This is a genomic window from Acinetobacter guillouiae, from assembly GCF_002370525.2.
Classification (GTDB): Bacteria; Pseudomonadota; Gammaproteobacteria; order Pseudomonadales; family Moraxellaceae; genus Acinetobacter; species Acinetobacter guillouiae.
On sequence record NZ_AP014630.1, the window covers coordinates 2,939,947 to 2,964,221 of the forward strand.

The 24,275-nt window shown below is 37.2% G+C and carries 19 protein-coding genes; 14 read left to right on the forward strand and 5 right to left on the reverse strand.

What is annotated here, in order from left to right; translation table 11 throughout:
• Positions 1-158: 158 nt before the first annotated feature.
• From AS4_RS13680 to AS4_RS13720, 9 genes are all read left to right on the forward strand, one after another.
• Positions 159-1,652 carry a TolC family protein gene (locus AS4_RS13680; protein WP_096735532.1) on the forward strand — a complete coding sequence of 498 codons (1,494 nt, stop codon included), beginning with the start codon at positions 159-161 and terminating at the stop codon, positions 1,650-1,652.
• Positions 1,653-1,665: 13 nt separating this feature from the next.
• Entirely contained in the window at positions 1,666-2,922 is a 1,257-nt protein-coding gene (locus AS4_RS13685; protein ID WP_096734481.1) for an HlyD family secretion protein, read from the forward strand.
• A 2-nt stretch (positions 2,923-2,924) separates the two neighbouring features.
• Complete coding sequence (locus AS4_RS13690; RefSeq protein ID WP_096734482.1) at positions 2,925-4,058, forward strand: ABC transporter permease; 1,134 nt, start codon at positions 2,925-2,927, stop codon at positions 4,056-4,058.
• Positions 4,051-5,160, forward strand: coding sequence for an ABC transporter permease (locus AS4_RS13695; RefSeq protein ID WP_096734483.1), 1,110 nt, complete (start codon positions 4,051-4,053; stop codon positions 5,158-5,160). The genes AS4_RS13690 and AS4_RS13695 overlap by 8 nt, the downstream gene beginning before the upstream one ends.
• A gap of 277 nt (positions 5,161-5,437) precedes the next feature.
• Complete coding sequence (gltP, locus tag AS4_RS13700) at positions 5,438-6,727, forward strand: glutamate/aspartate:proton symporter GltP (protein WP_004822623.1); 1,290 nt, start codon at positions 5,438-5,440, stop codon at positions 6,725-6,727.
• A 320-nt stretch (positions 6,728-7,047) separates the two neighbouring features.
• Positions 7,048-7,857 carry a ChbG/HpnK family deacetylase gene (locus tag AS4_RS13705; RefSeq protein WP_096734484.1) on the forward strand — a complete coding sequence of 270 codons (810 nt, stop codon included), beginning with the start codon at positions 7,048-7,050 and terminating at the stop codon, positions 7,855-7,857.
• A gap of 11 nt (positions 7,858-7,868) precedes the next feature.
• A complete protein-coding gene (locus AS4_RS13710) occupies positions 7,869-8,846 on the forward strand; it encodes a glycosyltransferase family 2 protein (protein WP_034613749.1) in 978 nt (325 codons plus the stop codon).
• Between the two features lie 4 nt (positions 8,847-8,850).
• Positions 8,851-9,246 (forward strand): GtrA family protein, encoded by a 396-nt coding sequence (locus AS4_RS13715; RefSeq protein WP_034613645.1) that lies wholly within the window; start codon positions 8,851-8,853, stop codon positions 9,244-9,246.
• Between the two features lie 5 nt (positions 9,247-9,251).
• Positions 9,252-10,895: an ArnT family glycosyltransferase gene (locus AS4_RS13720; RefSeq protein WP_096734485.1), complete on the forward strand. Its 1,644-nt coding sequence runs from the start codon at positions 9,252-9,254 to the stop codon at positions 10,893-10,895.
• Between the two features lie 20 nt (positions 10,896-10,915).
• Here the strand turns inward: AS4_RS13720 and AS4_RS13725 are convergent, their stop codons facing one another.
• A complete protein-coding gene (locus tag AS4_RS13725; protein ID WP_227548078.1) occupies positions 10,916-11,242 on the reverse strand; it encodes a hypothetical protein in 327 nt (108 codons plus the stop codon).
• Between the two features lie 270 nt (positions 11,243-11,512).
• Here AS4_RS13725 and AS4_RS13730 point away from each other — a divergent pair, with 270 nt between their 5' ends.
• Positions 11,513-11,800: a hypothetical protein gene (locus tag AS4_RS13730; protein ID WP_096734487.1), complete on the forward strand. Its 288-nt coding sequence runs from the start codon at positions 11,513-11,515 to the stop codon at positions 11,798-11,800.
• Positions 11,801-11,952: 152 nt separating this feature from the next.
• On the opposite strand, the gene AS4_RS22125 is transcribed toward AS4_RS13730, so the two are convergent.
• From AS4_RS22125 to AS4_RS13740, 3 genes are all read right to left on the reverse strand, one after another.
• Entirely contained in the window at positions 11,953-12,078 is a 126-nt protein-coding gene (locus AS4_RS22125; protein WP_004822645.1) for a KGW motif small protein, read from the reverse strand.
• A 309-nt stretch (positions 12,079-12,387) separates the two neighbouring features.
• Entirely contained in the window at positions 12,388-16,221 is a 3,834-nt protein-coding gene (gene purL, locus AS4_RS13735) for a phosphoribosylformylglycinamidine synthase (protein ID WP_096735533.1), read from the reverse strand.
• A gap of 185 nt (positions 16,222-16,406) precedes the next feature.
• The gene (locus AS4_RS13740) at positions 16,407-17,147 is read right to left on the reverse strand and encodes a hypothetical protein (RefSeq protein ID WP_096734488.1); all 741 of its coding nucleotides are present in this window, start codon (positions 17,145-17,147) and stop codon (positions 16,407-16,409) included.
• Between the two features lie 494 nt (positions 17,148-17,641).
• Between AS4_RS13740 and AS4_RS13745 the strand changes: the two genes are divergently transcribed.
• From AS4_RS13745 to ruvB, 4 genes are all read left to right on the forward strand, one after another.
• Positions 17,642-18,982, forward strand: a complete 1,341-nt coding sequence (locus AS4_RS13745) for a deoxyguanosinetriphosphate triphosphohydrolase (protein ID WP_004724400.1) — start codon at positions 17,642-17,644, stop codon at positions 18,980-18,982.
• 281 nt (positions 18,983-19,263) lie between these two features.
• Positions 19,264-19,659 carry a hypothetical protein gene (locus AS4_RS22205; protein ID WP_227548079.1) on the forward strand — a complete coding sequence of 132 codons (396 nt, stop codon included), beginning with the start codon at positions 19,264-19,266 and terminating at the stop codon, positions 19,657-19,659.
• 9 nt (positions 19,660-19,668) lie between these two features.
• Positions 19,669-20,271, forward strand: coding sequence for a Holliday junction branch migration protein RuvA (gene ruvA / locus AS4_RS13755; protein ID WP_004724404.1), 603 nt, complete (start codon positions 19,669-19,671; stop codon positions 20,269-20,271).
• 17 nt (positions 20,272-20,288) lie between these two features.
• Complete coding sequence (gene ruvB / locus AS4_RS13760) at positions 20,289-21,290, forward strand: Holliday junction branch migration DNA helicase RuvB (RefSeq protein ID WP_004724408.1); 1,002 nt, start codon at positions 20,289-20,291, stop codon at positions 21,288-21,290.
• A 105-nt stretch (positions 21,291-21,395) separates the two neighbouring features.
• On the opposite strand, the gene AS4_RS13765 is transcribed toward ruvB, so the two are convergent.
• Entirely contained in the window at positions 21,396-23,579 is a 2,184-nt protein-coding gene (locus AS4_RS13765) for a TonB-dependent receptor domain-containing protein (protein ID WP_096735534.1), read from the reverse strand.
• Positions 23,580-24,275 lie beyond the last annotated feature (696 nt).

Below are 24,275 nucleotides of genomic sequence, written 5' to 3' on the forward strand. Positions count from 1 at the left end.
ATTGAATTATCATGGTTTTGATTATAATTTAATCGGGTTTATACTGATGATCGAAACTACAAAAACCACACATATTAAAGTATACATTTAGATTATTTATTCTAGTCATTCAAGGTTAGAATAGTCTCAAATTTAAACAAATGCTGATGATTTTTCAGATGAAATTTAAAACTTGCTATTCACTTCAAGCATTATCAAAATTGATACAAGTAAGCAGTTTTGCAGCCTTAAATACGGCCTTTGTATCTGTCACCTTTGCTGAAAATCTAAGCTATGTACAAGCAGAACAATATTTACTTGAAAATTCTTACACCACCCAAGCCAATCAAGCACTCAATCAAGCATCTAAACTTCAAGCAGAGGCTGTCAAAAATATTGGTCTACCTCGCATCGATTTAAATGTACGTGCCTATAAGTTTCATACTGAAACAGATATTCCGCTAAATGGGGTCAAAAATAATCTGGAACAGACGCTTTCACAAGGGGTGAATGATCGGGTTGATCAATGGCAATCTGAACAGAACATTCCATCGAATATCACAGATCCTTTAAAACAAGGACTAAACCAAGGAATTCATAGTGGTATTGGCTTAATTCCAGATACAGCCAATGTTGTCCTTGAAGATGAAGTTGTTCGTCCTACTGTTTCTGTGATGATGCCAATTTATACTGGCGGGATTACCTCGACAACAAAGCAGATTGCCAATTTAAAAGTTGAACGTAGTCAACTCGATACTAAACAACAGCAAGATACACAACGTTTTGAAGTGATTCAGGCGTATTTTAATGTGCAATTACAACAACAGCTGTTCAATGCCAGTCAATTCAATCTAAGTGCAATGCAACAACACTATGACAATTCACTCAAACTTGAAAAACAGGGATTTATTAGCAAAGGACAGCGCATGCAATTTGAAGTTGCGCGCAATAATGCCCAGCGTTCAGAACAAAATGCTTCAGCAAATTTACAAGCCAGTCAGTTCCAACTTCAAAATTTATTGCATAAATCCAAAATTGATCAACTGACGACACCCTTATTTGTCAATCGTCAGCAAAACCAATCACTCAACCAACTCCTTGCTTCTTATCCTGAAACTTCAAGCCTAGTTCGAAAAATGCAAATGGATACGCAGCTTGCCAATCAGAATGTCAAAATACAGAGCGCCGCAAAAAAACCAACCCTTTTTGCGTTTGGGGAATATAGTTTAGATCAAAACCAAAACTGGATTGTGGGTGTTGCTGCTCGCTACAACCTATTTTCAGGGATTGATAAGAACAAAAATGTCCAAGCCGCTGAATTACAAAGATATGCAACAGAGCTTATGACAGCGCGCACCCAACAAGAGATTGAGAATATTATCTACAAATCCTATAGTGAACTCGCCACAGCACAGCAGTCCAATCAATTACTGCAACAAAATGAACAAGCCGTATTAGAGAATTTAAGAATCCAACAATTATCATTTAAAGAAGATATGGGCACCGCCACTCAAGTCATCGATGCACAGAATCAACTCAGCCTACTCAAAACAGAAAAAGCACTCAATGCCTATAAATACGTACTCTCTCTAGCAACTTTGCTACAAAGCCATGGTTCTATTGAACAATTTAAAGACTACGTCAATCAAACTAATACTGATTATATTCGTTAAGATGGAGCATAAAATGACAAAACAGCATGACCATCACAATGGACAAAATGATTCATCTTCAACTTCGCAAGCTGATGCAAACTCAGATATTTCATCAAATGAAAATTTAGTTCATCCAGAAATGAATACACAAAACAATTCAGATCCGACTGCTTTATCTGATACAGCTGTAGCACAACAACCTACAGCCGATCAAATTGAAGCTGAAAAACAGACACCAATCAGAGACTCAGCACAGGAACAAAGTGCTGCGACAAACATCAACGCTGATCAAAAACCTTCTAAAAAGAAAACAATTCTGGTCATTGGCTCAATAATTTTAATTCTATTATTGGGATTGATTGCGTTTGGTCTATGGAAAAGTTATCAACCTAAAACAGTCGATGTTCAAGGACGTGTTGAGGCTGAAACATTACATGTCAGCACTAAAGTTCCAAGTCGGATAGAAGGCATCTTTGTCAGCGATGGTCAAAAAATTGAAAAAGGACAATTGTTAGTTACCCTAAGTAGTCCAGAAATTGCTGCCAAAAAACAACAAGCGCTGGCAAGTTTACAATCCGCCTTAGCCTTACAATCGACTGCTGACAGAGGTTCTCAACAAGAAAATATTGATACCTTATATGCCAATTGGCAAAGTGTAAAAGCGCAAGAAAATCTTGCAAAAACGACCTATCAACGTGGTGCTAACCTCTTTGCACAAGGGGTAATTTCGCGTCAACGCCGTGATGAAATGCATGCCGCTGCGCAATCAGCCACGCAAATGAGTGAAGCAGCTTATCAGCAATATGCACGTGCAAAACGTGGCAGTACCGCTGAACAAAAATCTGGGGCTGATGCACAAGTCGAAATTGCAAAAGCCGCTGTTGCGGAAGCCAATGCTTTAGAGGCAGAAACCAAACTATATTCTCCTGTAAACGGCACTGTATCTAAAACTTATGGTAAACCCTCAGAACTGGTGGCTATTGGTGTCCCTGTTGTGAGTATTATTCAAGATGAAGAAAATTGGGTCAGTTTAAATGTCCGTGAAGATCAATACACCCAAGTTTATCAAGCAAAAAGCTTAGATGGTTTTATACCTGCACTCAATAAAACAGTGTCATTTAACATCAAAAATATAGATGCTGAAGGTGAGTTTGCAACCATTAAAACCACACGTCAAACAGGTGGATATGATATTCGTAGTTTTAAAGTCAAGCTTACACCCGCTGAAGCCGTGCCTGAATTAAAAGTAGGCATGAGTGTGATCTTTAAATTAAAAGAGAGCCAATAAACATGTGGACGGGCATGTTAAGAGAGCTTCAATATTTGCTCAAGCATAAATGGGATTTATGCTTAGTCACACTTGCCCCGCTCTTTGTGATTATTTTATTCAGTAGTATGTTTTATGCAGGAAAAGCTGAACATTTACCGATTGCAATTATTGATCAAGATCAAAGTGAACTGAGTCGCAATATAGAAAAGTATCTGAGTCATAATCATACCCTTTCAATCTACACAGTATCAGACAATCCCAATGAAGTTGAGCATCTGCTCAATCAGACCAAGATTTGGGGATATGTGCATATTCCAGCAGGTGCTGAACAACGCATGGTTCAAGCACAAGATGCACAGATCAGTATTGCTTTTAATCAGTCCTATTTTAGTATTGGTAATGGAATTTCTTCAGCAATGCTTCTCTCTACAGTTGAAGCCATTGCTGATTTTGCCAAAAATTCATATTTTGAAAATAAAATTCCTTATGTTGAACTTTCCACCGCAAATATAAAAATTTCTCCCCTGTTCAACCCCAATCTCAGTTATGAGTTCTATTTAGAACCTTTTATGATTCCAGCAATTTTGCACTTATTGCTGTGTTGTTGTGTGGCTTTTGCAGTGGGTCAAGAATTGAAATACGGCACCTTAAATCAATGGGTTCAAGACAAATCTGTATTGAATGCACTTTTGGCAAAAAATATGGTCTATGTGTTAATTTTCTGTTTTTGGACTTGGGTATGGCTGTTTTGGCTGGTGGCGATCCGAGGTTGGTTCATTGCTGGCAGTCTATGGATGATTTTACTTGGACAGTTCTTACTTTATTCAGCCTATGCACTGATCAGTAGTACCGTCGTTCTTGCAACTAAAAATTTATCTAAAACTTTTGGATTTATTGCAGTTTATGGTGGCTCTTCGCTGAGTTTTGCAGGGGTAACGCTTCCCTTAAATAATGCACCAATTTTTACCAAATTTTGGGCCAATATTATTCCTTATACACCTTATGCAAAATTACAAACTGAGCAATGGGTTGTTGGCAGCCCTAGTTTTATTTCGATGGTTCCTTTAGCCATCCTTGCTGCATATTGTATTTTCTATTTCGCATTATCAAGTTTACTCCTCAATAAAAATTTAAAGGGAGCAAAACATGATTAAATTCTTTAAAGAGCTCGCTCGATACTATGTAGACACTTTTAAAAATATTGGGAAAAACTCGTCTATTTTGACCACCATGGTGCTTTCAGTATTTTTTTATAGCATTTTTTATCCTACAGCCTATAAAGCGCAAACGGCTGAAAGTTTACCGATTATTATTGTAGATGAAGAACAAAGCTATCTGAGCAATACCATCATTACTGAAGTTGGCAAAAGTCCCAATGTAAAAATTACTGAAATTACTGGAAATTTTGAACAAGCAAAACGGATGGTTCAAGAGCAAAAAGCCGATGGTATTTTATTATTACCTGAGAACCTATCCAATAGTGTGGTTCGAGGTGAGGCTGGTGGTATTGGTTTATATCTCAGTAGTGCTTATTTTCTTAAAACCAAACAGATTGGTTTAGGCTTAGCCACTGCAATTGAAAATGCTGTTGCAGAGCAAGCCGAAAGGTTTGGCAAAATTTCACATTTCCAAGTCGCGCTTCCGATCCATCAAATCCCGTTGTTTAACACACTTTCAGGATATGGCAGTTATATCTTTCCTGCAATTGCACCGCTGATCATTCACCAGACTATTGTTCTAGGTCTGTGCATGTTGATTGCGGGGTATCGTGAACGACGATGGCGAGCCACAACCGCTGAGTTTTTTGGAATTTATCTAGCAGCGCTCACGATTGGTTGCCTTGGCTGCTATTATCTATTTGGTTTCACTTACTGGATCAATGATTATCCGAGAGGCGGCAATTTCTGGGGCATGCTGTTTTCCGTTCCAATTTTTATTAGCTGCGTGATTGCAATGGCAATGCTTTTAGCCAGCTATCTAGATATTTCAGAACGTGCTGGACATCTGATCGTTTTCACCTCAATTCCATTGTTTTTACTCTCAGGTGCAGCTTGGCCCCTGCAAGCAATGCCAACTTGGATGCAGTATTTTGCTCACCTCTTCCCGTCCACTCAAGGGATTAATTTATTTATTCAGTTAAATCAAATGGGTGTACCGATTCAGGTGGTTATTCCTAAGTTAATTTATCTCGTATGCTTAACAGGAATTTTGATGATATGGGCATATATACGCCTAACGCAAACATATAAAAAATAAGAATAGTTGTGTGAAATTTAATTTATATAATGAATTAAAATTAACAATAAAATCGAATATTTTAATCAAACTGAACTATTTTTAATCATTTGAACGCGTTTTTGATAAAAAAGTTAGTATTGCTGACGCAAATAGCGTCAGAATAGGCCATTTTCGAAATACTCTGAATACTCAGAATCTCCCACCCTAAGGCACCCACATGCTTTAGCGGGATTTCTTTTGTGTTTTTTTGATAGAGTTTTCCTTTTCGCCAAAATCTGAATTTTAAGGGCTCAGTATGAAGAAAATGAGAATTAGCCTCGCTTGGCAAATTGTTATTGCGCTCTTCTTAGGTATTCTTGTTGGTGCTTTTTTGCACAACGCACCTGAAATTCGCGGTGACATCATTGCAAACTTTTTACAACCATTGGGTAAGATTTTCATTAATCTGATCAAAATGATTGTAATTCCACTTGTGCTTTCCATGCTGATTTTAGGAATTGCCAATGCGGGTGACAGTAAAAGTGTCGGTAAACTTGGGTTAAAAACCATTGTTTATTTTGAGATTATTACGACAGTTGCAATTATTGTAGGCTTAGTTGCTGCCAATGTATTCCAACCTGGTGCAGGCATTGATATGTCTACACTGACAACCTCTGATATTTCGCAATATAAAGAAACGACACAGGAAGTCAGCCATGAAGCTCATGGCTTAGTGAATACAGTTCTTTCACTTATCCCACCGAATATTTTTGCTGCAATGGGTGATGGGCACATGTTGCCGATTATTTTCTTTGCAGTGATTTTCGGTATTGGTCTAGGTTCATTGTCTAAAGAAACCAAGCAACCGTTAATTGACGTGTTAAAAGCTGTTTCTGAAACAATGTTCAAAGTAACTCACATGATCATGATGTTTGCACCATTTGGTGTATTCGGTTTGATCGCTGCGACTGTAGCAAACTTTGGTTTTAGTTCATTATTACCATTAATTAAACTTGCTGTTTTAGTTTATGGGGCAATCCTGTTCTTTATCTTTATTGTGCTTGGTTTTGTGGCTAGATTCTGTGGTTTCAGTATCTGGACAATTATCAAAATCTTAAAAGATGAACTTATTCTTGCCTACTCCACTGCAAGCTCTGAAACCGTTTTACCACGTATGATGGAAAAAATGGAAGCTTATGGTGCGCCAAAATCAATTACCAGTTTTGTTGTTCCTATCGGTTATTCATTTAACTTAGACGGTTCAACACTCTATCAAAGTATTGCTGCTATCTTTATTGCACAACTTTACGGTATTGATTTAACCATCACTCAACAGCTTGTTTTGGTCTTGACCCTGATGATTACCTCTAAGGGTATCGCAGGCGTTCCTGGTGTGTCTTTCGTGGTTCTATTGGCAACTTTAGGCAGCGTGGGTATCCCACTAGAAGGCTTAGCATTTATTGCAGGTATTGACCGTATTTTAGATATGGCTCGTACTGTATTAAATGTGATTGGTAATGCACTTGCTGTTCTCGTGATTAGTAAATGGGAAGGCAAATTCGATACTGAAAAACAAAAATCTTATAATTTTGATGCCACACATTAATTTTTAAGATCAGAGAAACCACCTTCGGGTGGTTTTTTTATACGCTATAGTTATCAAAATTTAAGCGGTAAATTTACTTACAAAATAAATGCATATACTTGCTTAAACTGCAGATAAATAATTATTTTAATATTTTTATAAATTTCAAAAACTTAGATTATAACAATTGATTAAGCTTTTCTTACTTAAAACGTTTTAAGTTCCGATTCAGGTTATTTTAAGTCATATTTTTAATAGTAGCAGTCCAATATGTTTTAAGAACATGTGGAATACAATTTTGTTTAATTTTCAATCAGTATAAACAATTGGAAGTGCTACACATGAAAATGATTTGTTATTGTGCTGATGATTTTGCATTGAATGATGAAATCAGTCATGCCGTATGTGTACTTCTTAAAAAAAATGCCTTGCAAGCAACATCATGTATGACACAATCACCAATTTGGCATAAACACGCAAATAAATTACGTGCGCTTAAAGCGGAGATAAATCATCCAATTGAAATTGGTTTACATCTTAACTTTACCCATTATTTTGACCATAGCAACTTCCTTTATTATCCACTTAATGAACTCATGTTAAGAGCATGGTCAAGAACTTTAAATAAAGAAAAAATAAGAACAAGCATTATCCAGCAATGGGAACTTTTTGTTGAAGCACTTGGTACACAGCCAAATTTTGTAGATGGACACCAACATATCCACCAATTTCCTGTCATTCGTGAAGTTTTAATCGATGTATTAAAAGAAAAAAACTTTAACGGGTGGATTCGCAATCTAGATCACACCATTTCTATTCATAAATATCAGTTCAAAAGCAAAACATTAGAATATCTTGGTGCTAAAAAGACACTAAAACTTAGTCAAAAAAATCATTTCAAAACGAATACTTATTTTGCTGGAATTTATGATTTCAAGAATGAAAATTATGCTGCACTGAATTATGAATGGCTAAAATCTGCTCAAAATGGGTTATTGATCATGTGCCACCCTGCTGCTGCTCAACCAAAAGAATTTGACGAAATCCAAGATGCTCGTATTGATGAGTACCAATATTTCAACTCTGAACAATTTTTTCGAGATTGTAAAACTTTCAATATTGAACTCCAACCAATAGGCCAAATGCTATGAGTAGAAATGCTATGAATAGATTAGAACCATTTATTTCATGTGTTGTGCCTGCATATAATGAGGCAGAAAATTTAAAAACATTTATTCCAGCTCTTGCAGCAACATTGGAACAGCAAAAAGTTTCCTTTGAAATCATCGTGATTGATGATGGTAGCAAAGACAATACCATGACCGTGCTTGAAAGTATGTTGGATCGCTATCCACTTAAAATTTTAGAACTGTCACGAAATTTTGGTAAAGAAGCCGCTTTAAGTGCAGGGTTAGATCATACAACTGGAAATCTAACCTTAATGATCGATGCTGATTTCCAGCATCCTCTTGATGCTATTCCCACCATGATCAATCTTTGGAAAAATGGTTATGACATGGTTTATGGAATTCGCAATAGAAATACTGAATCCGGACTAAAACGTTTATTTACATATGTTTATTATAGAATTCTCAATTTAAGTTCAGAAGTCGTTATTCCTGAAAATGCAGGCGATTTCCGCTTATTAGATGAAAAAGTCGTAGAAGCGATTAAAACACTTCCCGAGAAAAACCGTTATATGAAAGGTTTATATGCGTGGGTCGGCTTTAAATCAATTGGTATTCACTTCTCTGAGTTAGAAAGAAAAAATGGTCAATCAAGCTTTAACTTCAAGGCTTTATTTAACCTTGCCCTTTCAGGACTTACAGGATTTTCTAATCTTCCTTTAAGAGCGTGTATCGCATTTGGAGCTTTGTTGGCACTTTGTTCGGTTTCTTATGGCTTCTATATTATTTTTGAGACTTTAGCCGAAGGTATAAAAGTCCCAGGTTGGGCAACATTAATTGTTGAAATCAGCTTATTGGGCGGTATTCAATTATTGTTTATTGGAATATTGGGGGAATATATCAGCCGAATTTATACGGAAACAAAAGATCGACCTCGTTATATTGTTTCCAATAAATACTCCAATACGAAGTACCTTCATTACACACCTTCAAATAAAAATAAAATCTTTTAAAAATATGGTTAATTCAAATATTTATGCGTTTTCAAAATTTTGTATCGTTGGTGGCGCTGCAGCATTAACACATTATTTGGTGTTAATGCTGCTTATCCACCTCACATCAATAACACTTGCGTTAGAGAATTTAATCGCGTTCAGCATTGCATTTTGGGTGAGCTACTTTGGGCATCGCATAATTACCTTCAATGCACAAAAAACTCGACATATACATGTATTACCCAAATTTTTACTTGTTGCTTGTCTAGGTTTTATCTTTAACGAAGCATTCCTACTCACGACCCAGCATTTTTTCCATGCTGAAAATTTATCAACTCTTATCATTTTAACTATTGTGATTACAGCAATTTTTACATTTTTTTTAAGCAAGTTTTTTGCTTTTAAATTTTCAGGATAAGCGCCATGAAACCTATTTTTCGTTCATCTAAAACTTTGCTGATTTGCTTATCACTTTGGTTACTCATCTCAGTTTTTATTCGCCCAATGTCTGTGCCAGATGAAGGACGCTATGGGGATATTAGCCGCTGGATGTATGAAAGTGGTGATTGGTTAATACCACGATTAAATGGTATTCCATTTATGCATAAACCACCCTTACTACACTGGTTAACAGCAAGTTTAATGGAAATATTTGGTTCACATGTTTGGGTTGCTCGTCTAGTTCCTGCATTTGCTGGCATTATCATGTTGGTCAGTTTATTTGTTTTTACTAAGAAACATGTGAATGAAAGAATTGCCCAAATTTCGACTGCTATTTTAGCAACTGGGTTATTATTTTATGGCTGCGCTGAATACATTAATCATGACATATTAGTTGCATCTTGGATTAGCTTAACAGTATTTTGCTTTGCAGATTTCATCCTCAGTGGTAAAAGAAATATTTTATTCCTCGGTTATTTTGCATGTGCATGTGCATTTTTAAGTAAAGGATTAATTGGTGTACTGATTCCAGGAATGGTTATTCTTCCTTGGATGATTTACATAGGACAATGGAAAAAAATCCCAGCAGTTTTAAACCCGTTTGGTCTCTTGTTATTTGCGCTAATTGCTTTGCCTTGGGTATTTATCGTTCAACAACATTATCCAAACTTTTTACACTACTTTTTTATTGAGCAACAATTTAGTCGATTTAACTCTGGCGAATTTAATAATAAACAAGGTTGGTATTTTTATGCTGCCTTACTGTTTGTGAATTTTTTACCAATCATACTCGCTAATGGCTTCAAATTTTCGAGCACCGCCATTCGCGCACAAACAACCCAACCTATTTTTAGTTTACTCATTTGGTGGGCGTTGTCCGTTTTGTTGTTCTTCTCGATCCCGCCATCGAAACTTGCAGGTTATATTTTACCCTCAATAGCCCCATTTACAATGATTTTCGCACTTATGACAAATCGAATCATTGAAGAAAATAAATTGAGCAAGTTCCAAGTTTATGCACTTCCAACATTACTATTTGTATTGGCGATTTGCTTAGTCGTTGCCCCATTTACCATGCATCGAGATATTGGCTTTTACTCCGCTGAGAAAAATCAAATTTTCGCAGTTGCAGGAATTGTGATGATTCTCTGCGGTATCTTAATCGTCTTGTTTAAAAAACATAAAATTGATTTTTTCACCTTTATTGTTGCTTGCATGATGGTGCTATGTAGTATGGCAAGTAGTAGCGTGCAATTCTTTGATGTTAAATCTAACTCAAATCAGGTTAGTTTTGTTCAAGATATTCCAAAGAATCTACCTATCGTTTTTTATGATAATTATTTCTATGATGTTCCTTTCTTATTGAATCTCAAAAATCCTGTTTATGTTGTAAAAAATTGGTCAAAAGTAAATACTGATAGTTCCTCCCTTGAACTTAAAGATGGCTTACTTTTTGAAGCCAACAAAGCGCAGTATCTTTGGGAGTTTTCACAATTTAACCAAGCAATAAAATCTAAGCAAAAATTGGTCGTCTTTGCAAAAGCGGGAGATTTAAAATTAGATCCGTTGCAAAATCAATATCATGTTCAACACAGCCGTAATTTTGATATTTTTATTATAAATTAATTGTGATTTTCTCTAATTAATTAACAAAAATAAGGAAACTCTCTTGATGGATTGTTTCCTTTGAGCAATATTATTTTAATTTTTGAATCTGAAGCTATCTTAATAAACTCTTGGGTTAAATAACCATCTTTTGCAAGACATACATTCCAATCGTAAACTTGCACCCCATGAATCATTAAGCTTTCAACTTTCCATTCGGCCCGTTTTTCAAAATTCACTATCCCCAATTTATTTGTGAACTTTTCATCATATTGATCATCTATTTTTGCAGGATGTACTGCCGTTACTAACACGACTTTTACATCAGGAATTGCTACTCCCTGCTCATTTACAACAGTCACAGTCACTTGAGGCTTCTGTGTTTTATATATGGGATAACAGCTAGATAAAGAAACCAGGATTAGTACTAGAAATATGCTTCTTTTCATAAACTCATCTATTTAAATTTTTTGATTTTTCTAAATTAATTCTCTCATATTAATACTTTTTTTGTTTATTTTCATCATCTGACAATTTTTGTATTCCCATAAAAAGCGAACCACATAAGACGGTTTATATTTACTTTAAATTATTAAATAGCTACCTTTATATTTTTAGATTTCATAGAAGAAAGACCAATGAGAAACAGCTATTTAATTGCAGTCATGCTATCAAGCATATTTTTAAGTCAAGCAAATGCTAAAAATGAGGATGTTGCACAATCTTCCGAATACATTCCTAGTGGTGGAGAGGCTGAGATTGTATCTTTTGATGCTGTTCAAGAGGCAGCTTTAGAACCTGAAAATGTTGATTTTGACATCTCAACAAGTACCGCTGCTTCAGATGCAGCGGCAGCAGCCGCTGATGCTGCCGAAGCTGCTGAACGAGAAGCACAAGCAGCAGAAAAATCATCTAAATCAAAATAAATATAAGTGCTATTTACAGTAAACATGTAAATAGCTTGCTCTTGAGTTTATCTCATGACCATATTGTTATCAGAGACACAAAAACCACAATAAAGTGGCTTTTGTCATTAACATTTAAAATTATCAATCAGAAAACGTACTCGTTTCTTTAGCTATGCAATTAAATACGCACTGAGAATAATCAGCATTTGTACAGCTAAAATAACACTAAACCATTTCCAGCCTTTTTGGCGAAGGATGACCTTATCTGCTGTTGAATAATTGACTGTTCTTATCATTTTATCACCTCATTCTTGCTACATCATGGAACATCTTTGGGGCAAAACATCGGTCTTTTAATAGACAATGTATAACATGCAAAAAATAAACCAACGTTAAAACTGTAACTAAAATTATCTTATACTTATCTATATAATTAACTTGATATAAATCAACTCATTTTGATGTTTCATTATTTAATCATACATAGTGCCGCTATCACGTGGCAGCATAAATCTCACCATTGAGTGGAGATAATGAAAATATTGATCAGTTTAAAAACAAAAAAGCCCCTTACGGGGCTTTTACAATTCATTGGTCTAGTCTAATTAACCAATAAACTTACGCGCATTACGGAACATACGTAACCATGCACCATCTTCAGTCCACTCTTCAGGCTTCCAAGAGTGCTGAATTGCACGGAAATTACGTTCAGGATGCGGCATCATAATCGTTGCACGACCATCTTTTGAAGTCACCCCAGAAATCGCTTCAGGAGAGCCATTCGGATTCAATGGGTATTGTTGAGTTGCATTACCCAAGCTGTCTACATAACGTAAAATTACTTGGTTACCCGCATTTAACGCAGCAAAGTTTTCAGCAGAAGTTTCTGCACGACCTTCACCATGTGCAACAGCGATTGGTAAAATAGAGCCTTCCATACCTTCTAGAAGAATCGATGGAGATTTCTCAACTTTCACATTCACAACACGTGCTTCAAATACTTCTGAAGTATTACGGCGGAAACGTGGCCAGTTGTCTGCACCCGGAATGAGTGGCGCAAGCTGAGCCAACATTTGACAACCATTACAAATACCTACAGAGAAAGTATTATCACGGTTAAAGAATTTCTCAAATTGATCACGAAGTTTAGGATTAAACAGTACAGACTTAGCCCAACCACCACCAGCACCTAAAACATCGCCATAAGAGAAACCACCACAAGCAACCAGACCTTCAAAGTCGTCTAAATCTACACGACCTGAAAGTAAATCACTCATGTGAACATCAACAGTATTAAAACCCACTTTATCGAATGCCGCAGCCATTTCAACATGACCATTTACGCCTTGTTCACGTAAAATCATCATGTTTGGACGGCGTTCATTGATATAAGGTGCTTCAACAGGCTCATTTAAATCAAATGTTGGTAATGCAATTATACCTTTATGGTTTTTATCACCAATTAATGCAAATTCTGAATCAGCGGTTTCTACATTATCACGTAAACGTTGAATTTGATGAGACACTTCAGTCCAAGCTTGTTGCAATTCAGCACGATCAAGTAGCAAACCGTTCACTGACAATTTATCAGAATCATTGACAGTACCAACAACACGAATTGCTTCTCTTAAACTAGAAGTTGCAACTTCATCTGTCAAACTTGCCCAGTCTGCTTTAGAAATTTGCAATACTGCGCCGATTTCTTCAGCAAATAAGCTTTCATTAGATTGATCTTCAAGTGCTACACCTAAGCGTGAAGCAAACATCATTTCAGCAACAGTTGCCAATAAGCCACCATCACCGATGTCATGATATGCCTTGATCAAACCGCGATTATTCCAATCTTGAACCAATGCAAAGAATGCTTTGAACTCATCAAAGTTATCAACATCAGGTGTAACAGAACCAATTGCCTTATACACTTGTGCAAGGATCGAACCGCCTAAACGGAACTGACCTTTAGATAAATCAATACGTACCAGAACTGAATCTTCATTTTTCAATTCAGGTGTCAATGTTTTACGAACATCCAACACAGGTGCAAATGCAGTGATGACACCAGACATTGGTGAAGTCACAGATTTATCTTCGCCTTCGTCATTCCAAGTCGTACGCATTGACAATGAGTCTTTACCCACTGGAATTGCGATACCCAATGCAGGACACATTTCCATACCGATAGCTTTTACGCCTTCGAATAATGCTTGATCTTCACCTTTTTGACCTGCGGCCGCCATCCAGTTAGCAGACAGTTTAATATCGCTGATCTGTTCAATATTGGCACACATGATATTGGTGATGGACTCAGCTACGGCCAAACGTGCCGAAGCAGCAGGATTTAACAATGCAACAGGAGGACGCTCACCCATTGCCATTGCTTCACCAGTATAACCTTGTAAGCTTGTTGTGGTTACCGCAGCATCCGCAACAGGAACTTGCCAACGGCCCACCATCTGATCACGCGATACCATACCTGTGATTGAACGGTCACCAATGGTGATTAGGAATGATTTTGAAGCCACTGTCGGGTTTTTCAATACACGGAAGATCGCATCTTTTAAATCGACTTTAGATGCATCAAACTCGTCACCTTTACGTTGAATCGTTTCATATGAACGGCTCATACGTGGCGTGCCACCAAGCATGACTTGCATTGGCATATCCACTGCTTTGTTTTCAAACAATGGATCGTTTACAGTCAATTGACGTGCTTCAGTCGCTTCACCCAATACCGCAAATGGGCAACGTTCACGTGCACAAATCGATTCAAATAACTCTAATGATTCTGGTTTGATGGCAAGCACATAACGTTCTTGAGCTTCATTTGACCAGATTTCCATTGGCGACATGCCTGGTTCAAGCGATGGGATTTTACGAAGATCAAGAGTTGCACCCAATTCGTGATCATTTACAAGTTCAGGCATTGCATTGGAAACACCACCCGCACCTACATCATGTACAGATACGATTGGGTTAAAGTCTTCCATTCTCCAACATGCATCAATCACTTCCTGACAACGACGCTCCATTTCTGGGTTTTCACGTTGTACAGAAGCAAAATCTAAGTTTTCACCCAATTTACCACTATCTACAGAAGAAGCTGCACCACCGCCCAAACCAATGAGCATCGCAGGGCCACCCAGTACAATCAGTAAATCGCCTGGCTGAATTGCATCTTTTTCAACATGGTCAGGACGGATATTCCCGTAACCACCCGCAATCATAATCGGTTTATGGAAACCTTTTACTTCGCCATTAACATTTTGCTCAAAAGTACGGAAGTAACCATTTAACGCAGGGCGACCAAACTCGTTGTTAAATGCTGCACCACCTAAAGGACCATCAATCATGATCTGAAGTGGTGATGCCATACGAGATGGTTTACCGTAGTTTTCTTCCCAAGGCTGTTCAAAACCGGGAATATTAAGGTTAGAAACCGTAAAGCCCGTTAAACCCGCTTTTGGTTTACCACCACGGCCTGTTGCACCTTCATCACGAATTTCACCACCAGAACCTGTCGCAGCACCTGCAAATGGAGCAATTGCTGTTGGATGGTTGTGGGTTTCCACTTTCATGAGAATGTGGGCAGCTTGGCTCTTGTATTTATAAATATGGTGGCCCGTAGCTTCATCTTTTTTCGGATAGAAACGCTGTGTGTCAAAACCAACAATTACAGAAGCATTATCTTTATATGCTGACAAAACATCTGTAGGTGATTCTTTATAGGTGTTTTTAATCATTTGGAACAATGATAATGGTTGTTTTTCACCATCAATTGTCCACTCTGAACCAAAGATTTTATGACGACAATGTTCTGAGTTTGCTTGAGCAAACATCATCAACTCGATGTCGTGTGGGTTACGCCCCATCTTATTAAATGCTGCGGTTAAATAGTCAATTTCTTCATCTGACAAAGCAAAGCCAAACTCAGAGTTTGCTTTAACCAGTGCATCTTTACCTTGTCCCAAAATATCAATTGAGTTTAAAGGCTTAGGCTCAGTTTCAGAGAATAAAGCTGTTGCGTCATCAATTTTATTGAAAACGCTTTCTGTCATACGGTCATGTAAAATTTGTTTTACTGCATCAGAGATTTCAGAAATCCCCTTTAAAGTAAACAAAACACCGCGTTCTAAGCGGTGTACAGGTGTATTACAGTTGGCAAAAATATCGGTTGCCTTAGATGACCACGGTGAAATTGTACCGACACGTGGCGTGACTAAAATCTGGACTTCGTCACTTGCAGCCTGACGAACTTCAAACGATGCGCCATCGTTTAAAAGCTGTAAAGCAGATTGCTGTTGTTGCTCGTTGAGCGTTTGGTCGAAAAGGTAAACCCATTGGCTTTCTATTGATTGAACAGAACTGATCGACGCAAGGCGTGTTAATAGTTGTGTTTGCTTAAAAGAAGAGTGTGCAGGTGCACCGGCAACGATAAACATGCTGTTTTTGGCTCCACGGGCAGGTTTTGGCAACCTACCTCAATGTGACTTGAAGAGAGCGCATATTCTACTGTGAAAGCAAGATTTCAGCTAGTCATATCCCACTTAAAAAACGCTGAAATCTTGGTTTTAAATATCCGATTTACTTTGACTTTCGTCTTTAAACATGATTCGTAACAATTGAATTATTGAGCTGTATAATGAAACTCACCCGTTTGGGGATCTTCTTTCACAATGATTCCACTTTTTTGATAAAAGACTTTTCCACAAGAAATCTCAGGATCGATTTCACCATCAATATCATAGGATAATCGGACATTGATATGTTCTAAATATGGGTTTTGAGATGCAGAGTCAATGAAAAATACATCTAAACTTTCCATGTTATAGCACACATAGATTTTTTCAGGATGCGAGTTTTTATTCAGATCAATTGTATAGGTATGATCCGCATTTTGAGTCATTCGATCGAGTTTGAGTGCCACCGCATTGACCAAATCACCACTTTTATTGATCGCATATGCATAGTTTGCCGTATCATTTTTATAAGCTTCGTTGCAGTTTTTAATTGGTTGCCCAACCTTCACCTTGCTAGGCGTAAGATCATCTATTGTAAATTTAGCTTTTCCATTCAACATACTGCTCGGTAAGATACTCCAATACTGTTTATTTTGAGCATTTGGATCATCTGTCCAAATACAATTATTTGTCAGATGACCATCTGGCGTTTCTTGAAAAGCAAAGGTCGCCAAAGCTTGATCTACTGGTTCAGGCTTGGCAGGAATTCTTTCTTCGATTTCAGCTTTGCTCACTTCAATCTTTTTCTGTGTTTCAATTTCTTTGTTTTGATTGGATAGATTTTTATCAGTTGGGCTACACGCTGCGAATAGAATAATCATAGTTAATAAGAAGAACTTTTTATTCATGCTTTACTCTATTTTTTAATGATACAAGGATAATGTTTATTCATTTTAACTGTTTATAAGTCTAAACATATTAACTTTAATCATGGAAATTTTCCTAGTGTTTGGACTATCTAAATTATAAATTGGTTTACTGATCATTCTAAAAATTTACTGCTCAATATTTAATGGATAGAAAAGATCAAAAATTAACAGGCGATTGTATTATTGGATAATTTTTAGATGATGGTGAACAGCTTTTAATTCACCTTGATTCTGAAAAACCTGATTATGGCTCTGTTGTTGTCGTGAATCCAATTATAGCGAGAGATGATTGGTTTAGTGTTGAAGCCAACTTTTATGACCTCATTATGAATTATTTTAAATATAAGGGTGAAAAAATACTGGGAAAATATTTCTCAAATATAAACCGACCAAGACAACTTACGTCGCCTGCCCCTAGTACATTTTCAATAAATTTGGCATCATACGATTAACGAAAGAATGAATAATGATAAATGACTCAAATGCGTTGGTTAGAACTCCTTTCAACAGTTCGTTTAGGTAGTAAAAAGCAAAGTACAGAACAGGCACGAAGTCCATTTCATAAAGATTATGACCGCATTATATTTTCGCAAAGTTTTAGACAACTCAATCGTAAAACTCAAGTCCATCCACTAACCCAACATGATGGTATTCATACACGGCTTACGCACTCTTTAGAGGTGTCATGTATTGGGCGTTCTTTGGGAATGCTCGCTGCTGAAAAAATCAAAAATGAACTCCCCGTTTGGATCTCCCCAGCGGATGTAGGGGCAATTATTCAAGCTGCATGTTTGGCACATGATATTGGTAATCCACCCTTTGGACATGCTGGTGAATACGCGATTCGTGAATGGTTTGATGACGCTGCACATACAAATTTTTTACAAGACCTGAGCCCTGAACAACAAGCAGATGTACGACAGTTCGAAGGTAATGCCCAAGGTTTAAGACTGCTTACTAAAATTGACTATCATCCTCATGATGGAGGTATGCGCCTTACTTATGCAACGTTAGGAGCTTACTTAAAGTATCCTTGGCTTTCTAAGACCATCGAATCACAAGGGAATACTCCTGCAAGCAAACGTGCTAAATTTGGCTGTTATCAAGCTGAAAAAGAAATTCTTAAACAGATTGCAGATCAACTCGGTTTAATTCAATTGGGTGAGTATCATTGGTGTCGCCATCCGCTGACATATTTATTAGAGGCTGCTGATGACATTTGTTATGCCTTAATTGATTTAGAAGACGGTATTATTCTCAATATGCTCAGCTATGAAGAAGTTGAACCTATTTTTCTTGATTTATTAGGAGATTATGGCGTTCCCGCTGAACTCAGTATGCCATATATGACTTGGCAACAAAAAATTGCAGCCTTACGTGGTCGTGTTATGAAACGTCTGGTAGATGAAGTAACCACCGCTTTCGCAAAACAACATTATCAAATTTTGTCAGGGCAGCTAAAAGGTTCGTTATTGCAATACTGTGCTGAAGATATTGAGATTGGGATAGATCGAGCAAAAAATCTTGCTCGTGAAAAAATCTTTGAACACCCGCAAAAATCAGGTTTGGAAATTATTGCCCATCAAAGTTTACAGCATATTTTAGATGCCTTTATTCCCCTTACCACACCGAATAAAACATTAAGTTTTAAAGATGGTCGTTTACTGTCTATTTTAGAACGGTTTGGTGCACGCTTTAGTGATCATCACTATGACAATATTATGCAAGTCTTAGATATTGTGAGTAAATTTTCAGACCATCAAGCCTATAACTTAGCGCAAGAACTCCAAGGTAATAAGGTTGGTTTTTTCTGATGACTGCGCGGCATATTGATGATGGCATCTATAAATATCAATTTATTTACGCCGATCAATGGGTCCATTGCCCTGATTGTGATACAGCAGGAATTATCCATTATCAATCACTAGATACAACTCTATATAGTTGTAATTGTCGCGCTCATTTTGTATTTACCTGTCGCAAGTGCAATCGCCATTTAGACAGTCATTCCACGCAATATAATATTGAATTTAATGGCTATTATTATGTATATCTGTCTGAACGTTGCCACTTCTGTGGAGGGGCTCAACTAACAGTGAATGAAAAAATACGGAATATTAAAAACCCAAATTCACATTTTGAAGCAGTCTGCCCTTTATGTAAAAAAACTTCAAAACTGGCGCTAAAATCTCAAAAAATTGTTTTCTCAAAAGCGAATCGGTTGGAACATACTCACTTTGGGCTTAAGCTTTATTTAGTCGCCCATACTCGTTTCGGGAATATTTATGTACATAATCTTGAGCATTTACAAGTATTAAAGTCTTTTGTACATGCTGGTTTACGTGAAAGGACACAAAGTACTGGAAATTCCAGTTATTTTTCTCGACTGCCTGCTTGGATAAAATCTGCCCGAAATCGCAAAGAAATTCTTAAAGCAATTTTGCGTTTAGAGCAAATGGCATCTACTATTCAACCATTAACAAATAAGTGAACAAACTCAATGATCGGATGTCTTATTGGTGAAGTCTTAGCTTTAGAAGCACCTACCGTACTTTTAAATGTAAATGGCGTGGGTTATGAGATTGACACTCCACTCTCAACATTTTGCCAATTACAAAAAGGTCAAAAAGTTACCTTATGGACACATTTAGCCGTCCGTGAAGATGCTCAATTACTTTATGGCTTCTCTAACGCTCAAGAAAAAACCATCTTCCGCACCCTGCTAAAAGTCAATGGTGTAGGCCCTAAAATGGCTTTAGGCATTTTGTCTACACTGAGTGTAGAAATGTTGGTGCATACTGTTGAGAATGGTGATGTCAAAACTTTAGTTAAAGTGCCTGGCGTTGGTGCGAAAACAGCTGAACGTTTAATGATTGAGCTTCGTGATCGCTTTAAAGCCTTTGCTACAGGTACCACACCGAGTAATTCGACTTCAACTCAAATACAATTTACGGGTAATTCTGCTGTTGCAGAAGCTGAAGCGGCATTGCAATCTTTAGGTTATAAACCTTTGGAAGCACAAAAACTGATTAATGCTGTGAAAGCAGACTATACTGAAGCAAGCGACATCATCCGTGCTGCACTTAAATCCATGAATAAATAAGACAGATTAAGACACTCATGCAAGACCGTTTAATCAGTGGGGCTGAAAAACCCGAAGATCACTTTGATCGTGCCATTCGTCCAACCTCTTTGGATGATTATATAGGCCAACCTGTTGTACGAGAGCAAATGGAAATTTTCATTGGTGCTGCTCGTGGTCGTGGTGAAGCACTTGATCATACCTTGATCTTTGGCCCACCCGGTTTAGGTAAAACCACATTGGCCAATATTATTGCTCGTGAAATGGGGGGGAATCTTAAATCCACCTCTGGTCCAGTATTGGAACGTGCAGGTGATTTGGCTGCAATGCTGACCAATCTTGAAGAAGGTGATGTGCTATTTATCGATGAAATTCATCGCCTCTCTCCAGTGATTGAAGAAATTCTTTATCCCGCGATGGAAGATTACCAACTCGACATCATGATTGGTGAAGGCCCTGGCGCACGTTCGATAAAATTAGACTTACCACCATTTACCTTGGTTGCTGCGACAACACGTGCAGGTCTACTCACCTCACCTTTGCGTGATCGCTTTGGAATTGTGCAACGTTTAGAATTTTATTCAGTTGAAGATTTAACTCATATTGTGGCGCGTTCAGCATCATTAATGAATGTTCCCACAACAGCAGACGGTGCAAAAGAAATTGCTCGTCGTGCGCGTGGTACTCCGCGTATTGCTAACCGTTTGTTACGTCGTGTGCGTGACTATGCACAAGTTAAAGGCACGGGTGAAGTCACTCAACACATGGCACAACGTGCATTGGATATGTTAAATGTTGATAAAGATGGTTTAGATACGTTAGACCGTCGTTATTTATCGATGTTATTAGAACGTTTTGATGGCGGCCCTGCTGGCGTTGAAGCTTTAGCTGCAGCAATGGCTGAAGATTCAGGCACCTTAGAAGATGTGATTGAACCCTATTTGATTCAGCAAGGCTATGCTATGCGTACCGCTCGTGGGCGTATTGCAACCAATCAAGCCTATTTACAATTTGGGATGACACCACCTGAACCAAAATAATCAATTCAAGGAAATATTGAATAATCCTTTGTTTTTATTATTATTTTATATATAAAAGCCCTATACAAATAGGGCTTTTATAATGCTAATCGAAGTTGAGCTTTATTAGAATTTAAACGTTGTGCTCAATTGAACACGGCGTCCTTCTTGAGTATTTTTATATCGATTATAATAGTCAGCACCTACTTTTTGATAATCAACAAAGTTTTTATCAAAAACGTTATATAAACCAACGCCAATATCCCACTGATTATTTACATTAAAATTTGATCCCATATGCATCAAACCATATGCTTTATAATCACCTAATGCATCATAAACAGCTTGGTTCACTACTGGTAGACTACTATAATAATCTGGTGTAAAACGCGCACGCTCACTTCTATATTCACCTCGCGCCCATAATTGAATTTTATCATCTGCTTGCCATTTTAATGATGCATTGACCATATGTTTCGGTGTATCGTTTAAAGGCGGATTACCATTCTTTTTGTCCTTAATTTCTGCCACTGTCCATGTATAGTTTAGGCCAAATTTCCAAGTCGGTACAAACTCCCAGTTTAAGCCGGTTTCAACACCATAGATTTCTGCTTCTCGAGCATTGATCGGGCGAGTAAGATCCCAAGCGCGTTTGCCAGTATCTTCAGGTCGCATTTGCCATGGTGTACCAAGTCTTGCCATTTCTTTTTCACAGTCAGCTTTAGTAAGATTGGCATCACAGGTTCTTTCCACTGGTCCATTGACTATTTTATCTTTAATCTGACTGAAAAATGCTGTGATGTTGGCATCAAAATTAGAACCATTATTAAAATAAGTACCCAGCTCGAAGTTATTACTGGTTTCAGGTTTTAAATCTGGACTTCCAAAAAGAGGAATTCTCCCCTGTCCACCAACATTATAAATCCCATTGGTCAGGCGCTCTAAGCGAGGTGCTTTATAGCCCTCACTATAACCACCTTTAAACGTCCAATTGTCATTTGCATTCCAAACTAAATATGCTCTAGGTGTCCAAAAACTACCAAATGTATCATGATTATCAAAACGTAAACCCATGGTTAAAGCTAGATCTGGGGTAAGTGCCCATGTATCTTCAGCAAAAAGACCCAATTGCTGAAAAGAAACCTCTTTATTTACCCTTAATCCATCTTTAATACTTGCATCCCACCATTGCCCACCAAGGGTAATATTGTGTCCTTTAAAATATTGAGTCGCCAATTTAGTATCAAAAATCGTATCCTCACTTTCTAAAAGACGTGGTGTGATCACATTTGAACCTGCTTGAGCACGTGCTGGAATAAGGCGACCAATGGTTTCGGTTTGAATATTACTAATACTTGATTCCAAGGTCCCTATTTTATTGCGCCATGTGTGTACAAGTGCTAGTCGATCTCTATTAAATTCTTTTGTTTTATCATAACCACCATTTGCACCAAGCGTACCAAGTTGACTCTTACTATTGTCATACCATTGTTCAGTTTTTTCATATTCTACCGAGAGGTCATGTTGCTTTGTCGGGGTAAATGTTAAACGAGCACCAATGGTTTCTAAATCTGATTTGGTTGGGTTATTCCCCATGTTTAGCTCTACTGAATTATCATTTACATCGAGATAACCAACATTGGATTGACTCCGTTGTGCTTTTCGAGCACGAAGTTGCACTCCTAACAAATCCTTGATAATTGGACCAGTAATAAATCCATCAGCAGCACGTTGATTACCAAAATCTGAACTGTTTGGCAGTAACGTCCCTTCTAATGTGATGGAGCCTGTCCATTCATTTGAAACTTTTTTTGTAATAATATTGACCACACCACCAATAGCATCAGAACCATACAATGTAGAAGCAGGTCCTCGAATCACTTCGATTCGTTCAATTGCTGAAACTGGAGGAATAAAACTATTATTTGACTCACCAAAAGCATTTGGTGCGATATCCCCTGTACTGTTCTGACGACGGCCATCAATCAAAACCAGAGAATACTCAGAATCCATCCCACGGATACGTATATTTAAACCGCCAGTTTTCCCACCACCAGGGCTAATATCAACCCCCTCAACATCAACTAATGCATCTGCAATTGAGTTTATACGTTTATCTTTTAGATCTTGTGCGGTGATCACAGTAATACTTGCCGGCGCATCTTTTAGTTTTTGCTCATAACCCGCTGCAGAAACAACAATTGTTGAAAGTTGTTGTGTAGCAGATTCTGTCTTGCTATTTGCAAAGGCTGAAGTTGTTGTAATTCCTAAAAGTGCGATTGAAATAGGACGAAGGTTAAACTTACTCATAAATAGAATTCCAGTAGATGGACGACATAAACAGTTGAAAACAAATAAAACATCTAAATATGAATGATAAGAATTATCATTTGCAATAAAAAGCATACAAAAAATAATGAGCATAGTAAAGAGTTATTACACATTAATTTAATTAAAACTTAATAAAAAACTTTTGTTGGTTTTAATAGACTTATTTAATTACATTCATCCCATTAAAAATTTGTTATTTAAACAAATAAGCTATTGTTAATATTTAATTTTATTATTTTATAAAATTCTCTTCGATACATCCTTTTCACTCAGCTCTGGATATAAACTCCTACACTCAATTGGCTGCTCGGAAGTAGTTTAAAGATAAAAAATATCAAAGCATCATATAACCATGCTGCTTATTTAAACAATTACAAAAAAATAATTTTGGAATGAACGGGTTTTGTCGAGAGTTGAAGTTATGAAATATAGAACGGATATTCAATTGCCATCATTTATTTCACGCTGCAAATGCAGATGGGCATACTCTTTTGATTAATGAGTTTTTCTTATTGTACGTTTAAAACTTTAAATTTATAAAAAAGCCAATTCAATGTTAATAATTTAATAAAAGGACAGTTGCTAATTTTGACTGAGCAACACAAAAAAGGAATCAAATTGAGTGAACTTGCATGGAATGTGAGTTTAAAAAAAATTTAACAGTGCATATCCCTA

Coding starts and splice junctions, on each gene's coding strand:
- AS4_RS13680 (WP_096735532.1), top strand. CDS start 159: ATGAAATTTAAAACTTGCTATTCACTTCAAGCATTATCAAAATTGATA.
- AS4_RS13685 (WP_096734481.1), top strand. CDS start 1,666: ATGACAAAACAGCATGACCATCACAATGGACAAAATGATTCATCTTCA.
- AS4_RS13690 (WP_096734482.1), top strand. CDS start 2,925: ATGTGGACGGGCATGTTAAGAGAGCTTCAATATTTGCTCAAGCATAAA.
- AS4_RS13695 (WP_096734483.1), top strand. CDS start 4,051: ATGATTAAATTCTTTAAAGAGCTCGCTCGATACTATGTAGACACTTTT.
- gltP (WP_004822623.1), top strand. CDS start 5,438: ATGAAGAAAATGAGAATTAGCCTCGCTTGGCAAATTGTTATTGCGCTC.
- AS4_RS13705 (WP_096734484.1), top strand. CDS start 7,048: ATGAAAATGATTTGTTATTGTGCTGATGATTTTGCATTGAATGATGAA.
- AS4_RS13710 (WP_034613749.1), top strand. CDS start 7,869: ATGAATAGATTAGAACCATTTATTTCATGTGTTGTGCCTGCATATAAT.
- AS4_RS13715 (WP_034613645.1), top strand. CDS start 8,851: ATGGTTAATTCAAATATTTATGCGTTTTCAAAATTTTGTATCGTTGGT.
- AS4_RS13720 (WP_096734485.1), top strand. CDS start 9,252: ATGAAACCTATTTTTCGTTCATCTAAAACTTTGCTGATTTGCTTATCA.
- AS4_RS13730 (WP_096734487.1), top strand. CDS start 11,513: ATGAGAAACAGCTATTTAATTGCAGTCATGCTATCAAGCATATTTTTA.
- AS4_RS22125 (WP_004822645.1), bottom strand. CDS start 12,078: ATGATAAGAACAGTCAATTATTCAACAGCAGATAAGGTCATCCTTCGC.
- purL (WP_096735533.1), bottom strand. CDS start 16,221: ATGTTTATCGTTGCCGGTGCACCTGCACACTCTTCTTTTAAGCAAACA.
- AS4_RS13740 (WP_096734488.1), bottom strand. CDS start 17,147: ATGAATAAAAAGTTCTTCTTATTAACTATGATTATTCTATTCGCAGCG.
- AS4_RS13745 (WP_004724400.1), top strand. CDS start 17,642: ATGACTCAAATGCGTTGGTTAGAACTCCTTTCAACAGTTCGTTTAGGT.
- ruvA (WP_004724404.1), top strand. CDS start 19,669: ATGATCGGATGTCTTATTGGTGAAGTCTTAGCTTTAGAAGCACCTACC.
- ruvB (WP_004724408.1), top strand. CDS start 20,289: ATGCAAGACCGTTTAATCAGTGGGGCTGAAAAACCCGAAGATCACTTT.
- AS4_RS13765 (WP_096735534.1), bottom strand. CDS start 23,579: ATGAGTAAGTTTAACCTTCGTCCTATTTCAATCGCACTTTTAGGAATT.